Source organism: Mycobacterium barrassiae, from assembly GCF_025822765.1.
GTDB classification, from domain to species: Bacteria; Actinomycetota; Actinomycetes; order Mycobacteriales; family Mycobacteriaceae; genus Mycobacterium; species Mycobacterium barrassiae.
This window is the reverse complement of record NZ_JACKUK010000042.1, coordinates 1-14657: the sequence shown is the minus strand read 5'-3', so window position 1 is coordinate 14657 and position 14657 is coordinate 1. Positions and strand designations below refer to the sequence as shown.

The following is a 14657-nucleotide window of genomic DNA, read 5'->3' as shown; positions in this document are numbered from 1 at the left end:
TGTCAGGCGCCGTAGACGGGCACCGCCGGACGTGCCTTGGCCAGCAGATCTCTCACGACGCGTCCGAGTTCGGCTGGATCCCAGCGGGCGCCCTTGTCGACCTGGGGTCCGTGCGCCCAACCCTCGGCCACCCGGATGATGCCGCCCTCGACCTCGAACATCGTTCCGGTGACATCCTTGGATTCGACGCTGCCGAGCCAAACCACCAGCGGGGAGATGTTTTCCGGCGCCATCGCGTCGAAGTCCTTGTCCTGGGTGGCCATCATCTCCGCGAACACCGTCTCGGTCATCCGCGTTCTGGCCGACGGCGCGATGGCGTTGACGGTGACCCCGTAGCGGCCCATCTCGGCCGCGGCAACCAGGGTCAAGGCCGCGATTCCCGCTTTGGCCGCACTGTAATTGGCCTGTCCCACACTGCCTTGCAGACCCGCGCCCGAACTGGTGTTGATGATGCGCGCGTCGACGGTGTTGCCGGCCTTGGACTGTGCGCGCCAGTACGAGGCCGCGTGGCGCATGGTCGCGAAGTGGCCCTTGAGGTGGACGGCAACAACGGCGTCGAACTCCTCCTCGCTGGTGTTCGCGAACATCCGGTCGCGGACGATGCCTGCGTTGTTGACCAGCACATCGAGGCCGCCGAACTCGTCGACCGCGGTCTGGATCAGCCCCTCGGCCTGCGCCCAGTCCGCGACGTTGGCGCCGCTGGTGACGGCTTCGCCTCCGGCAGCGGTGATCTCGTCGACCACTGCCTGGGCCGCGCTGCCGCCTCCCGCGGGTGAGCCGTCCAGCCCGACGCCGATGTCATTGACCACCACCCGCGCGCCCTCGGCGGCGAACGCCAGCGCATGTGCGCGGCCGATGCCCCCGCCTGCACCCGTCACGATGACAACACGGCCGTCGAGCAGTCCCATATCTCTTATCTCCTACGTTGTTCGGTGTATGCGCTACTTGATGTCGGCGGTCGTGGTCGCCAGGTAGTGCGGCGGTTCGCCGCCGCCGTGCACCTCGAGCGAGGCGCCGCTGATGTAAGACGCGGCGTCGGACGCCAGGAACGCCGCCGCCCAGCCGACGTCGTCCGGTTTGGCCAGCCGCCCCAGCGGAACGTTCTTGGAGATGGCTGCGATGGAATCGGCGTCGCCGTAGAACAATTCGGACTGTTCGGTCTCCACCATCCCGACGACCACCGAGTTCACCCGCACCTTCGGTGCCCACTCGACGGCCAGCGTGCTCGTGATGCTCTCCATGCCCGCCTTGGCCGCACCGTACGGCGCCGTGCCCGGCGTCGGCCGACGGCCGCTCACACTGGCGATGTTGATGATCGAGCCGCCGTGGGGCTGCGCCTGCATCACCGCGTTCGCGTGGATCGAGACCGACAGCGGTCCAAGCAGGTTGAGCTCGACGATCTTGGTGTTGAACTTCGCCGACGACTCGGCGGCCAGGACGTAGGGCGATCCGCCCGCGTTGTTGACGACGACGTCCAGGCGTCCGTGCTTGTCGGCGACCGTCTCGATTAGCGCGGCCACCGCGTCGTCGTCGCGTACGTCGCAGCTGTGGAACTCGTAGGGCAGGCCCTCGACCGGTCGTCGCGCACACGTCACCACGGTTGCGCCCTGCGCTGCGAATACGGAGCTGATGCCGGCCCCGACGCCCCGCACTCCACCGGTCACCAGGACGACCCTGCCGTGCAGTCCGAGGACTATCTCTGGGCGGTCAGTCACTGTGCTAGCGTACCAAGCAAGTGCTTGCTTAGGTAGCGACCCCCAGAGTAACCGAGGTATCCGCATGACGATCACCACCAAGACGGTCGAACCGGGCATCGTCTCGGTCACCGTCGACTATCCGAAGGTCAACGCGATTCCGTCGCGCGGCTGGTTCGAGCTCGGCGATGCCATCACCGCCGCCGGCAGGGACATGGACACCCACGTGGTGATCCTGCGCGCGGAGGGCCGCGGGTTCAACGCAGGCGTTGACATCAAAGAGATGCAGAACACCGAGGGCTTCACCGCGCTCATCGACGCGAACCGCGGCTGCTTCCATGCGTTCCGCGCCGTCTACGAGTGCGAGGTGCCCGTCATCGCCGCGGTCAACGGGTTCTGCGTCGGCGGAGGGATCGGCCTGGTCGGTAACTCCGACGTCATCGTCGCCTCCGACGATGCGACGTTCGGCCTGCCCGAGGTCGAGCGTGGCGCTCTTGGTGCCGCAACGCACCTGTCGAGGTTGGTGCCCCAGCACATGATGCGGCGACTGTTCTTCACCGCCGCCACCGTCGACGCGGCCACCCTGCACCACTTCGGCTCGGTGCACGAGGTCGTGCCGCGGGCCGAACTCGACGAGGCTGCACTCCGGGTGGCGCGCGATATCGCCGCAAAGGACACCCGGGTCATTCGGGCGGCCAAGGAGGCGCTGAACTTCATCGACGTGCAACGGGTGAACTCGAGCTACCGCATGGAGCAGGGTTTCACGTTCGAGCTCAACCTCGCAGGCGTGGCCGACGAGCATCGGGACGCGTTCGCGGGGACGAACAAGGGCGGGAAATGACCGACAAGAGAACAACTTTGGCCGACGCCGTCGCCGGCATCGAGAGCGGCATGACCATCGGCATCGGCGGCTGGGGATCGCGGCGCAAACCGATGGCGTTCGTGCGGGCCCTGCTGCGCACCGATGTCAAGGATCTGACCGTCGTCACCTACGGCGGTCCCGACCTCGGACTGCTGTGCTCGGCGGGCAAGGTCAAACGCGTCTACTACGGTTTCGTATCGCTCGATTCGCCGCCGTTCTACGACCCGTGGTTCGCCAAGGCCCGCACCAGCGGCTCCATCGAGGCCCGTGAGATGGACGAGGGCATGCTGCGCTGTGGGCTGCAAGCCGCGGCGCAACGCCTGCCGTTCCTGCCGATCCGCGCGGGGCTGGGCAGCGATGTGCGCACGTTCTGGGGCGACGAACTCAAGACCGTGACGTCGCCCTACCCCACCGGCGACGGCTACGAGGAACTGATTGCCATGCCTGCGCTGACGCTCGATGCGGCGTTCGTCCACATGAATCTCGGTGATGCTGCGGGCAATGCGGCCTACACCGGCATCGATCCGTACTTCGACGACCTGTTCCTGATGGCGGCGCAACGACGCTACCTGTCCGTCGAACGGGTGGTGCCCACAGACGAATTGGTGAAAGCCGTGCCGCCGCAGGCGCTGCTGGTGAACCGGATGATGGTCGACAAGGTGGTGGAGGCACCCAACGGCGCACACTTCACCACGGCCGAACCGGATTACCGCCGCGACGAGAAGTTCCAGCGGCACTACGCCGAGGCCGCGGCGTCCGAGGAGACCTGGGCCGAATTCGTGAAGACATACCTGTCCGGCAGCGAAGCGGACTATCAAGCGGCGGTGCGGAAATTCACAGAAGCGGCGAAGGAGGCGGCGAAGTGATGTCAGTGACCCGTGCCGAGGTGTGCGCCGTCGCCTGCGCCGAACTGTTCCGCGATGCCGGCGAGATCATGGTCAACCCAATGGCGAACATGGTGTCGATCGGCGCCAGGCTGGCCCGTCTGACCTTCTCCCCCGACATCCTGTTGACCGACGGTGAAGCCCGGCTGCTGGCCGACACACCCGCCCTCGGAGCGGCCGGAGCGATCGAGGGGTGGATGCCGTTCGGCCGCGTCTTCGAGACACTGGCGTGGGGCCGCCGCCACGTGGTCATGGGCGCGAATCAGATTGACCGGTACGGCAATCAGAACCTTTCGGCATTCGGGCCTCTGCAGCATCCCACCCGGCAGATGTTCGGCGTGCGCGGCGCGCCCGGCAACACCATCAACCACGCGACGAGCTACTGGGTCGGCAATCACTCCAAGCGGGTGTTCGGAGATTCGGTGGACGTGGTCTCCGGAATCGGATGGGACAAGGTCGATCCGAAAAACCCGGCCTTCCGTTTCGTCAACGTCTTCCGGGTGGTGTCCAACCTCGGCGTGTTCGACTTCAACGGCCCCGACCATCAGATGCGCGCGGTGTCGCTGCATCCGGGCGTCGAGGCCGACCAGGTCGCGGAGAACACGTCGTTCGAAGTGCACGGCCTCGACTCCGCCGAGACGACGCGGCTGCCCACCGAGGAAGAGCAGAAGCTGATTCGCGAGGTGATCGATCCTAAGGGTCTGCGGGATAAGGAAATTCGGCAATGAGTCTCCGCACACCGCTGACCGAACTGGTCGGCATCGAACACCCGGTGGTACAGACCGGGATGGGCTGGGTGGCGGGTGCGCGCCTGGTGGCGGCAACCTCGAACGCCGGCGGTCTCGGGATCCTCGCGTCGGCCACGATGACACTCGAGGAACTGCAGACGGCCGTCACGAAGGTGAAGGCCGCCACGGACAAGCCATTCGGCATCAACATCCGCGCCGACGCCGGCGACGCCAACGAGCGCATCGACCTGCTGATCCGCGAGGGAGTCAGGGTGGCGTCGTTCGCGCTGGCGCCCAAACCCGACCTGATCGCGAAGCTCAAAGACGCGGGCGTGGTGGTGATTCCGTCGGTCGGGCTGGCCAAGCACGCCAAGAAGGTCGCCGGGTGGGGTGCCGACGCGGTGATCGTCCAGGGTGGCGAGGGCGGTGGCCACACCGGTCCGATCGCCACGACGCTGCTGCTGCCGTCGGTCCTGGATGCTTTGAAGGGGGAAGACATCCCCGTCGTGGCGGCGGGCGGATTCTTCGACGGCCGCGGACTCGCGGCGGCACTGTCCTACGGCGCGGCGGGTGTCGCGATGGGCACCCGCTTCCTGCTGACCTCGGATTCCACCGTGCCCGATGCGGTAAAGCGGCGGTACCTCGAGGCCGGGCTGGACGGCACCGTGGTATCCACACGTGTCGATGGCATGCCGCATCGAGTGCTGCGTACCGGGCTGGTCGAGAAGCTCGAGAGCGGTTCGCGGCTACGCGGATTCACGGCCGCGGTGCGCAACGCCCAGAAGTTCAAGAAGATGTCCGGTATGACGTGGCGCTCGATGATCCGCGACGGCATGGAGATGCGGCACGGTAAGGAACTGACCTGGTCTCAGGTCGTCATGGCGGCCAACACCCCCATGCTGCTGAAGGCGGGTCTGGTCGAGGGCAACACGGACGCGGGCGTGCTGGCGTCGGGCCAGGTCGCAGGCATCCTCCAGGATCTGCCGTCGTGCGCGGAGTTGATCGACACCATCGTCAACGATGCGGTCAAGCACCTGCAGGCCGCGGCTGCCCTGATCGAGTAGGCCGTTCGGCGGCAATGAATTCCTGTTCCGGACGCCCGGTGCTGCCGTAACGCAGCCGAGTCTTGACCTCACCGGCGGCGGCCAGCGTCGCCAGGTACCGTTGCGCCGTCGCCCGTGACACCCCGATCGCCGTGGCAACCTCCGCCGACGACATCGGTCCGTTTGCGGCGCGCAACGCCTGCAGGACAAGCTGTTTGGTGGGTGATGTGGCGGTGACCGAGGTCTTCTGTTCGGCGACTCTCGGTCGAAGCGCATCGAGTGCGGCGTCGACGTCCTGCGCACTCAGGTTCGGGCCGGACAGAATCTTGCGGTAGCGCGCATAGCCGGCCAGCCTGGCGGCCAGATCAGCGGGGACGAACGGCTTCACCAGATAGCTCAGCGCACCGGCGGCGACCGCAGCCCGGATGGTGTCCGCCTCGGTCGCTGCGCTCAGAATGAAGCTGTCGCAATGTAGTTCACGGACGAAGTCCACCCCCGACCCGTCGGGTAGGTAGACGTCGACCAGTGCGAGGTCCACGGGGGCGGCCTCCCGTGCGGCCGCGAGACTGTTCACCGTGGCCGACACGGTGAAACCTGGCAGCGCCTCGACGATGCCGGCGTGCATGTTGGCGACACGGAAGTCGTCGTCGACCACCAACACCGTCAGTTCTGCGTCACCCATTGGGCTTCCTCCTCGACCATCACACCCGGCAACCGGGCGATGAACTCCGCACCACGCAACTCCGCATCGGGGTTGCCCGTGCTCGACAGTCGCACGTCTCCCCCGAGGGCACGGCTGATCTGACGGGACAGCGCCATGCCGATCCCGCGGCCGCCGGGAATTCCCGACTGGGGTTTCGTTGACTTGCCTTCGGTGAACACATGGTCGACGAAGTCTGGCGCGACGCCGTCGCCGCTGTCGGCAACGGTGATGTGCAGTGTCGAACCATCCTGCAGCAGCTCAACTTCCACCATCTTCGTGTCGGCGGTGCCCGTGCGTGCGGCGTCGATCGCGTTGTCGATCAGATTGCCGAGCACCGTGGTCACATCGACGGGCAGCGCAAGGCGGCCCGACACCCAGGTGTTCTCGCCGATCCGCAACGTCACCCCGGCCTCGCGGGCGGTGGCGGCCTTCGCCGCCAAGAAAGCCTGCAGGAACGGGTCGCGGATGGCGTCCATGCCGGGCAGCGCCGAGCCGAGCGGCCCCGAACCGAGTAGCTCCCCCAAGAACTCCTCGGCCTCGTCGACATGGCCGCTCTGCAACAACCCGTTGAGCAGATGGAGCCGATTGGCGAACTCGTGACGCTGCGCGCGCAGCGCGGTGCTCATCAACTGGACGGCATCGAGTTGGCGGGTCAGTGACTCGACATCGGTGCGATCCCGCACGATGAGCACCGTGCCGAGGTCGTGTCCGTCGCGCGACACTTTCCTGGCGGACACCACGACGATGCGGTCGCCGACGGTGGCGATGGTCGGAGTCGGATCCGCCGAAAAGAACACGTCGAGAACCCGTGGCGTCAAACCGGTCTCCTGAATCGGGCGGCCATGCTGGTCGTCGATCTCGAGCAGTCGGCACGCTTCATCGTTGACGAACGTCGTCTTCCACGAAGTGTCGGCGGCTAGGACGCCCTCGCCGATTCCGTGCAGAATCGCCGCCTGACCGCGGACCATCTCAGCGAGCTCGGCGGGCTGCAGCCCCAATGTCAGTGCGCGCCAACGTCGGGCCAGCAGCAGCGAGCCGACGACACCGATCAGCAGCGCCACTCCGACAAGCAGAGCCGCGGTCCGGACATCTGTCCACAGCTGCTTGTGCACCGCCGCGGTCGAGATGCCCACGCTGACCTCGCCCACCACCTGTTCCGAATTCGGCCGCAGGACAGGCACTTTGGCGCGTACTGACGGACCCAGTGTGCCGGACTGCGCGACCACCGTCTCGTGTCCCGCGAGTGCCTCGTCCGGATCCGTGCTCACCGGCTTTCCGAGCTCGTCCCTGTTCGGGTGCGCGAGTCTGATGCCGTGGTTGTTGGTGATGACCACGAACAACACGTCGGTCCGCTTCTGCACCTCCGACGCGATCAACTGCAGCTGCCCATTGGCCAGTTCGTCGGCGGCGGCCTCCCCCTGCGGTACTCCGGTGTCGTCGTAGTGCGCGACGTCCGCGCGCACGGCGGGTGCGTACGCGAGTACGCGCGCGACGTCGAGCGCTCGCTGACCGACTTGGTAGTGAATCCGCTCATGGCTGAGGAATGCCAGTAGGCCGCCCGCGATACCGAGCGTGAGCACCACAACGGCGACTTGCAGCAGCAGCACCTGGGTGGCCAGCCGCAGGTCAAAGCGGGGCATGAACGGCATGCGCAGAGCGTAGACCCGCGCGTGAGCAGAATGCGCAAAAGCGATAAATCGCTCACTTCGCGACTAGTGCGCACAAGCGAGCCATCGGGTTAGTGGCTCCGTAGCTTCGAATGCATCGGGATGACGAAAAGTCATCGAGGACAAAAGGAGTTACCGAAATGGTCGCACTGGGCCCCATCAATTCATGGCAGCCGGCAGAGGGCCCAGTTACCACCTGGACCGCATCGGACGCGTCGCGCGAAATCATGGCGAAGGCCGATCGTGATCCGCTGCCCCCGAGCTTCCAGCAGGCGTCGCATCTGCGCGCAGCTTTCTACAGCCGGGCCCTGGGACGCCAACTACCTCGACTGATGGTGGTGTCCTGGGATATCCCCGGCACGTGCGACATCGTCGCGATGACCACCGCGATCAACATGCACGTCCGCCGCCACGACACCTATCACAGCTCGTTCGGGTTCGAGAACGGCAACATCTTCCGCCGGACGGTCGCCGATCCGGAACAGATCGAATTCGTGCCTTTTTCCTACGGCGAAATGGGCGCAGACGACATTCGCGAACACGCATTGACGTCCACGCCGGATACGTTGAATTGGGACTGCATCACGTTCGGCGTCATCGCCAAGCCCGACCATTTCACGTTCTATGCCAGCGCCGATCATCTGCACATCGACGGAATGTCCGCGGGGATCATCTTCCTCGACATCCATCTGGCGTATCAGGATCTGATCGCGGGGCGGCCGGTCACCCAGACAGAGGTCGACGGGTACCGCGGCTATACCGCTCGGCAGAGCGAGCAAGTCGCCGCGATGGATCTGTCCTCCCCCGAGATCCGGGACTGGATCACCTTCGCCCAGGACACCGACGGCGACTGGCCGAGTTTCCCGTTGGAGCTGGGCAACACCTGGTCGCACAACAAGGGTGACTTCATCACCGTGGAACTGCTCAACGGTGAAGAGACGGAGGCGTTCGACGCCGCGTGCCGTAATGTCGGCGCCCGCTTCTCCGGCGGCGTGATGGCCTGCGCGGCGCTGGCGGAGCACCAGCTGACCGGCAACACCACGTACCACGGTTTCACTCCGTCCGACACCCGGATGCCGGGTGAGACGTTGTCGGTCGGGTGGTTCGCCGGCCTGTTCCCCGTCACGGTGCCGATCGGTGACGGCTGCTTCGGCGAGGCGGCCCGCGCGGCGCAGAAATCGTTCGACTCCAACAGGAATCTGGCGAACGTGCCCCTGGATCGGGTGCTGGAGGTGGCGCCCGTCGACCAGCTCGGCATCAAGCTGCCGAACAAGCCGACGATGATGGTTTCCTACCTGGACTTCCGCAAGATCCCGCTGGCGTCGATGTGGGAAGAGACCAACTTCGGCACCTACGGCGACACCCTCTCGCACGGCGGGATCAACATGTGGATCAACCGGCACGCCGGCCGTACCACTGTCACGGTCTCCTTCCCCGACAACTCCGTCGCGCGGGATTCGGTGCACCGCTACATCGCCGCATTGAGCGAAGCCTTCACCGATGTCGCGAAGACCACCACCGAGGACTGGATCGAAGAGGTTGCCCGCCATGCCAATTCCACCGCCGTGCACCAGCAGAGCCTGTGATCGACATGAAAGGAAGAGTTGAGATGAACACGATGCTCGATCTGGCCGACCAGGTCGTGTTCCAGGGTGAACGCGCGACGGGGGCGACCAATCTGCTGCAGTGCGTCTGGACGTACAACGGCGCCATCGACATGGACGGGCTGCGGCGCTTTCACCACCATCTGCTGCGGGGCCGGTTGTCCCGTCACGTCGAGCGGTCACCGTTGCCGTTCGGGCGTCATCGGTGGGTGGCGCCGGATGACGGACCCGCCATCGAGATCGCGGTGGCGCGGCCCCGCGCGGAGTTCGGTGACTGGCTGCGCGAGCAGACCGCCATTGAACTGGACTACGAGCACGGCCCCGCTTGGCATCTCGCAGTGCTGCCGTTCACCGACGGCGGTACCGGACTGAGCCTGATCATCTCCCACGGCCTGGCCGACGGGGTCGGGCTCAGCACCGCGATCGCCGACGCCGCCTCTGGTCGTGACGATTCCATCGTCTGGCCGGCCGCAGGATCGCGACGTCGGTGGCGTGCGTTGCGCCAGGATGCCCGGCAGACCGCGCGCGACATGCCGTCGGTCGGACGGGCGATCGTCGCCGGCGCGCGGATGGCCCGGCGTGCCCGGCGGGAGGCCGTCGCCTCCGCGCCCATGTCGGCACCCATCGTCGCCCCGGACGAACAGATCGACCTGCCCGCCGCCACCGTGTACGTCGACATGGACCAGTGGGACGCCGTCGCCAAGGCACTCGGCGGGACACCCAACTCACTGCTCGCCGGGTTGGCCGCGCGATTCGCGGCACGCGCCGGCCGGATGACGGCCGGAAGCGGGCTGGCCACCTTGGCGATGCCCATCAACCGACGCTTCGACGGCGACACCCGCGCCAATGCGGTGGACAACGCCGACCTGACGATCGATCCGACGAAGGTGACGACCGATCTTCGCGAGGTCCGCGCCGCCGTCAAGGCAGCGCTGATCCGGGCGAACGAGATTCCCGACGAACGCTTCGCGCTACTGCCGGTCGTTCCCTTCCTGCCGAAACGGCTCATCAAGCGGATGGTCAGCGTCGCCGCGGGCAGCACGACGGCGGTCTGCTCGTCCAATCTGGGTGACGTCCGCGCAGCCGCCAATCGTCCGGACGGTACCGACGCCGACTCCTTCTCGATGCGCTCGTTGTATCCCCGCGTGACCCGGGGGATGATGCACCGCGCCGGCGGCTTGATGGGGATGCTCTCCGGCCGCGTCAACGGGCAGGTCTTCGTCTCCGTCCTGGCCTACGACCCGGCTCGGCCACGCACCAATGAGCAGCTGCGCGAGGCAATTTTCAGCACTCTCGCTGAATTCTCGCTCACCGCGACCGTGCAGTGGGATTCTCAGCTGGACGACGATCGCCGCATAGCGATCGCCGCATAGCAGAAGGTGATCGGGTGCTGAACACGTTGGGCCGCATCGTGGTGCGGGTCCCCTGGCTCGTGATCGCCGCGTGGGTGGCGCTTGTCGTGGTGCTGTCGATCGCGTTCGCACCTCTGACGAAGATCGTGGCGAACCAGACTCTGCAGGTGCTGCCGCCGCAGGCGATGTCGGCCACCGAGCACATGGCGGCCGACTTCGGCGAGTCGGAGCAGAACATCGTGGTGGTCGTCATGGCCAACGACCGCGGGCTGCAGCCCTCCGACAACGACACCTACCGCACGCTGGCCGACAAGTTGCGCGCCGACAGCGGGGACGTCGGGGCGGTCGAGGACTTCGTCAGCACTCCGGCGTTGCGTCAGCTCATGGTCAGCAAGGACAACAAGGCCTTCTACATGGCGGTGACGCTCAAGGCGCCTGCCGGATCACCGGAATCGTCGGAGGCCTACAAGCGGGTCGGCCAGATCATCACCCAAGCCACGGCGGGATCCGATCTGGAGACCCACGTGACGGGGGAAGCCGCGGTGATCGGCGACATGTCGATCGTCAGCGCCCGCGACATGCAACTGATCGGCATCGCGACGGCGATCCTGGTCATGGTCATCCTGATGGTGATCTACCGACGACCGGTCACGGCGCTGCTGCCACTGCTCACCATCGGCATCTCCGTGGCGGCCGCACAGGGAGTGGTGTCCGCACTGACCCACGTCGGGCTGCATGTCACGGCGATGACCGTGGTGCTGATGACGGCCATGATCGTCGGCGCGGGCACCGATTACGCGGTCTTCCTCATCAGCCGATACCACGAATACCTGCGGGCCGGCGTCGACTCCGACGTGGCGGTGGCAAAGGCGATGACGTCCATCGGCAAGGTGATCGCGGGTTCCGCGGCTACGGTGGCCATCACGTTCCTCGGCATGATCTTCACCCGCCTGCCCGCATTCACCAGTGTCGGTCCGGCGCTCGCGATTTCGATCTCAATCGCGTTCTTCGCGGCGATCACCTTGCTGCCAGCCGTCCTCGTGCTGGCCGGTCGGCGCAAATGGATCGCGCCAAGGGCGCCGCTGACGAGTCGGCTCTGGCAACGCTCGGCGATCAATCTGGTCCGTCGGCCCAAGTCGCATCTCTTCGTGAGCCTGGGCGTTCTGATCGGGCTGGGCGCCTGCGCGCTGATGATGCACCCGACCTTCAACGACCGTATGCAGTTGCCCGCATCGGCGGAGAGCAATCAAGGTTTCTCCGAGATGGCCGCACACTTCTCCACCAGCGCGCTGCTTCCGGAATACATCTACATCCAGTCGCCGCACGATCTCCGCAACCCTCAATCACTCGCCGATATGGAACAACTGGCGCAGCGGGTGGCCCAGCTGCCGAACATCGCAGCGGTGCGCGGCATCACCCGTCCGGCGGGGCAGCCACTCGACCAGACCAAGATCAGCTACCAGGCCGGGCAGGTCGGGACGAAGCTCGCGGATGCCTCCTCACAGATCAGCAGCAGGACAACCGATCTCGATGCGTTGAGCGCCGGCGCCAACAAACTTGCCGACACCCTCGGTAACATTCGTGACCAGATTCGCTCCACCGCAACGTCGGTGACCGCGATGACGGACACGCTGAAGCAGGTCCAACAGCAGCTCTCCAGCCCGCAGACCACCCAACTCATCGACAGCATCCGGTCATATGCGAACGACGGCCTGACCGACAACGCCACCGCGATGCTCAACGTGCTTAACAACAGCCCGCAGTGCGACGCCGACCCCGCGTGCGCCGACGGTCGGGCCAAACTGCAGCAGCTCGCCGCCGCGGGACCCGCGCAGGATGTGCTGGCCAAGATCGAGCAGCTCGCCGGTCTGCTGCAGTCGGCGGGCGCCGATCTACAGTCGGCCGGTGTCGGTAATCCCGCTGCCGCACAACAGAAGATCGCACAGATGGAGCAGGGAGCGAACCAGCTGGCCGAGGGTAGCAGGCAACTCGCCACCGGTGTGCAGACGCTGGTCGACCAGACCAAGAAGATGGGCGTCGGGATGAATCAGGCTGCTAGCCTGCTCAACTCGATCGAGCAGGGTGCGTCCACACCGTCGATGGCGGGCATGTACATACCGCCGGGAGTGCTGACAACCAACGACTTCAAGAATGCCGCGAAGTTGTACATCTCGCCTGACGGTCATTCCGCGCGCTATCTCGTCGAGTCGAAGTTCGATCCGTTCAGCACCGAGGCGATGGATCAGGTTGCGCCGATCCTCGACACGGCCAGGGCGACACAGCCGAACACCGCGCTATCTGATGCGACGATCTCGATGGTCGGAACGACGCCGATGTACAGCACCATCCGCAGCGACTACGACCACGATCTCCGACTCATCGTCATCATCACCCTGTCCGTGGTCTTCCTCATCCTAGTCGCGTTGCTGCGGGCCGTTGTCGCACCGCTGTATCTCATTGCCTCGGTGGTGATCTCATACCTGTCGGCGTTGGGCTTGGGTGTCGTACTGTTCCAGTTCATCCTGCAACAGCAGATCTACTGGAACGTCCCCGCGATGGCGTTCATCGTTCTCGTCGCCGTCGGCGCCGACTACAACCTGTTGCTGATCAGCCGTATTCGCGAGGAATCCCACAACGGCATTCGCTCGGGCATCATCCGGGCCATCCGCTCGACCGGCGGCGTGATCACCTCGGCCGGGATCATCTTCGCCGGCTCGATGTTCGGCCTGCTGTTCGGAACCCTGTCCACGATGGTGCAGACGGGATTCATCATCGGGATGGGGCTCCTGATCGACACCTTTGTGGTCCGAACCATCACCGTGCCGGCCCTGGCCTCGCTCGTCGGTACTGCGAACTGGTGGCCGTCGAGGGCAACGCGCTGAACAGAATGCGCAAAACTCGCAAATCGTCGCTTGCGTGACTAGTGAGCACAAGCGAGAAGTGCTGGCCCCCTTCGACATAGCCTGGTTGTAGTGATCAAGAAGATCATCTGAACCACACACCGGAGCGATGAGATGAAAGCCCTGAAGGCCCTGTTGGTCAGCGCAGCGACGGCTGCAGCCGTCGTGGCCGCGCCTGTCTTGACGGCGGCGCCGGCGAGCGGCATCACCACGGACGACACCGAGGACGTCAAGACGATCACGCTGCACGGCGACCGCATCGCCTACCGCGACGAGGGCCGCGGCGAGGTCGTGCTGCTGATCCACGGTATGGGCGGCAGTTCGAAGACCTGGAGTGGTGTGATTCCGTTGCTGGCCAAGAGGTACCGCGTGATCGCCTTAGATCTGCTGGGCCACGGGCAATCCGACAAGCCGCGAGGTGACTATTCGGTCGGTGCGTTCGCCGTGGTGCTGCGTGACCTGCTGGATGAGCTCGGAATCAAGAAGGTCACGGTGGTCGGCCACTCACTCGGCGGTGGCATCGCCATGCAGTTCGCCCATCAGCATCGCCAGTACTGCGATCGGCTGGTCCTGATCAGCAGCGGCGGCTTCGGCGCCGACGTCGGCCGGGCGCTGCGACTGCTGTCGTTACCCGGCTCCGAGTTCGTACTGCCGGTGGTCGCCTCGAGGCCGGCCGTCGCCGCGGGCAATCTGCTGCGGGCGCTGGCCGGGTCGGCCGAGCGCTTCGCCACCAAACCGGCGCTGTCCAACCGCGACCACAGAAGGGCGTTCCTGCGCACGCTGCGCTCCGTCGTCGACTACCACGGGCAGGCGGTGTCGGCCATCAACCGGCTGTGCTGCAGTGACGATCTGCCCGCACTGATCATCAGCGGCGACCAAGACCGGGTCATCCCCGTCGAGCATGCCCACGCCGCGCACGCCACCCTGCCGAACAGCCGCCTGCACGTGCTGCCCGGCGTCCACCATCACCCACCGACGGAAGAACCGGAGAAGGTGGCGAACCTCATCGACGAGTTCCTGATCGCGGCGTAGCAGTGCCTCACTGTAAGGCTTTCGATTCGGCCCAATCCGGCCGCCGTTTTTCCTAAGCTCGGGCTCAGTGTCAGGGTGAGGGCACCGCTTCTTGCGGTGGTTGGATCCTGATCATCTGGTGTCTGGCTCATAGGCTCGCTGCCGCCTTCGGGTTGGCGTGCATGCGTTTTGTCGGCATCAGGTGTGAA

12 protein-coding genes are annotated in these 14657 nt (G+C 65.7%); 8 read left to right on the top strand and 4 right to left on the bottom strand.

What is annotated here, in order from left to right; translation table 11 throughout:
* Window positions 1–2: 2 nt before the first annotated feature.
* Both H7J93_RS26305 and H7J93_RS26300 read right to left on the bottom strand, forming a co-directional pair.
* Window positions 3–908: an SDR family oxidoreductase gene (locus H7J93_RS26305; RefSeq protein WP_267309222.1), complete on the bottom strand. Its 906-nt coding sequence runs from the start codon at window positions 906–908 to the stop codon at window positions 3–5.
* Window positions 909–941: 33 nt separating this feature from the next.
* On the bottom strand, window positions 942–1715 hold the full coding sequence (locus H7J93_RS26300; protein WP_267309221.1) for an SDR family oxidoreductase: 774 nt from the start codon (window positions 1713–1715) through the stop codon (window positions 942–944).
* Window positions 1716–1779: 64 nt separating this feature from the next.
* Between H7J93_RS26300 and echA20 the strand changes: the two genes are divergently transcribed.
* Genes echA20 through ipdC form a run of 4 tightly spaced genes read left to right on the top strand, consistent with a single transcriptional unit; the run spans window position 1780 to window position 5232 of the window.
* On the top strand, window positions 1780–2535 hold the full coding sequence (gene echA20 / locus H7J93_RS26295; RefSeq protein WP_267309220.1) for a (7aS)-7a-methyl-1,5-dioxo-2,3,5,6,7,7a-hexahydro-1H-indene-carboxyl-CoA hydrolase: 756 nt from the start codon (window positions 1780–1782) through the stop codon (window positions 2533–2535).
* Window positions 2532–3422, top strand: a complete 891-nt coding sequence (gene ipdA / locus H7J93_RS26290) for a cholesterol ring-cleaving hydrolase subunit IpdA (RefSeq protein WP_267309219.1) — start codon at window positions 2532–2534, stop codon at window positions 3420–3422. Before echA20 ends, ipdA begins: the two co-directional genes overlap by 4 nt.
* Complete coding sequence (gene ipdB / locus H7J93_RS26285) at window positions 3422–4168, top strand: cholesterol ring-cleaving hydrolase subunit IpdB (RefSeq protein WP_267309218.1); 747 nt, start codon at window positions 3422–3424, stop codon at window positions 4166–4168. The genes ipdA and ipdB overlap by 1 nt, the downstream gene beginning before the upstream one ends.
* Window positions 4165–5232 carry a (3aS,4S,5R,7aS)-5-hydroxy-7a-methyl-1-oxo-octahydro-1H-indene-4-carboxyl-CoA dehydrogenase gene (gene ipdC / locus H7J93_RS26280; RefSeq protein WP_267309217.1) on the top strand — a complete coding sequence of 356 codons (1068 nt, stop codon included), beginning with the start codon at window positions 4165–4167 and terminating at the stop codon, window positions 5230–5232. Before ipdB ends, ipdC begins: the two co-directional genes overlap by 4 nt.
* On the opposite strand, the gene H7J93_RS26275 is transcribed toward ipdC, so the two are convergent.
* A complete protein-coding gene (locus tag H7J93_RS26275) occupies window positions 5195–5893 on the bottom strand; it encodes a response regulator (RefSeq protein ID WP_267309216.1) in 699 nt (232 codons plus the stop codon). The genes ipdC and H7J93_RS26275 overlap by 38 nt on opposite strands.
* Window positions 5875–7563 carry a sensor histidine kinase gene (locus tag H7J93_RS26270; protein ID WP_267309215.1) on the bottom strand — a complete coding sequence of 563 codons (1689 nt, stop codon included), beginning with the start codon at window positions 7561–7563 and terminating at the stop codon, window positions 5875–5877. Before H7J93_RS26270 ends, H7J93_RS26275 begins: the two co-directional genes overlap by 19 nt.
* A gap of 158 nt (window positions 7564–7721) precedes the next feature.
* Between H7J93_RS26270 and H7J93_RS26265 the strand changes: the two genes are divergently transcribed.
* The 4 genes from H7J93_RS26265 (at window position 7722) to H7J93_RS26250 (ending at window position 14469) form a co-directional block, all read left to right on the top strand.
* Complete coding sequence (locus H7J93_RS26265; protein ID WP_267309214.1) at window positions 7722–9167, top strand: condensation domain-containing protein; 1446 nt, start codon at window positions 7722–7724, stop codon at window positions 9165–9167.
* A gap of 23 nt (window positions 9168–9190) precedes the next feature.
* The gene (locus H7J93_RS26260) at window positions 9191–10558 is read left to right on the top strand and encodes a condensation domain-containing protein (protein WP_267309213.1); all 1368 of its coding nucleotides are present in this window, start codon (window positions 9191–9193) and stop codon (window positions 10556–10558) included.
* Between the two features lie 14 nt (window positions 10559–10572).
* A complete protein-coding gene (locus tag H7J93_RS26255) occupies window positions 10573–13419 on the top strand; it encodes an MMPL/RND family transporter (RefSeq protein ID WP_267309212.1) in 2847 nt (948 codons plus the stop codon).
* A 132-nt stretch (window positions 13420–13551) separates the two neighbouring features.
* Complete coding sequence (locus H7J93_RS26250) at window positions 13552–14469, top strand: alpha/beta fold hydrolase (protein WP_267309211.1); 918 nt, start codon at window positions 13552–13554, stop codon at window positions 14467–14469.
* Window positions 14470–14657 lie beyond the last annotated feature (188 nt).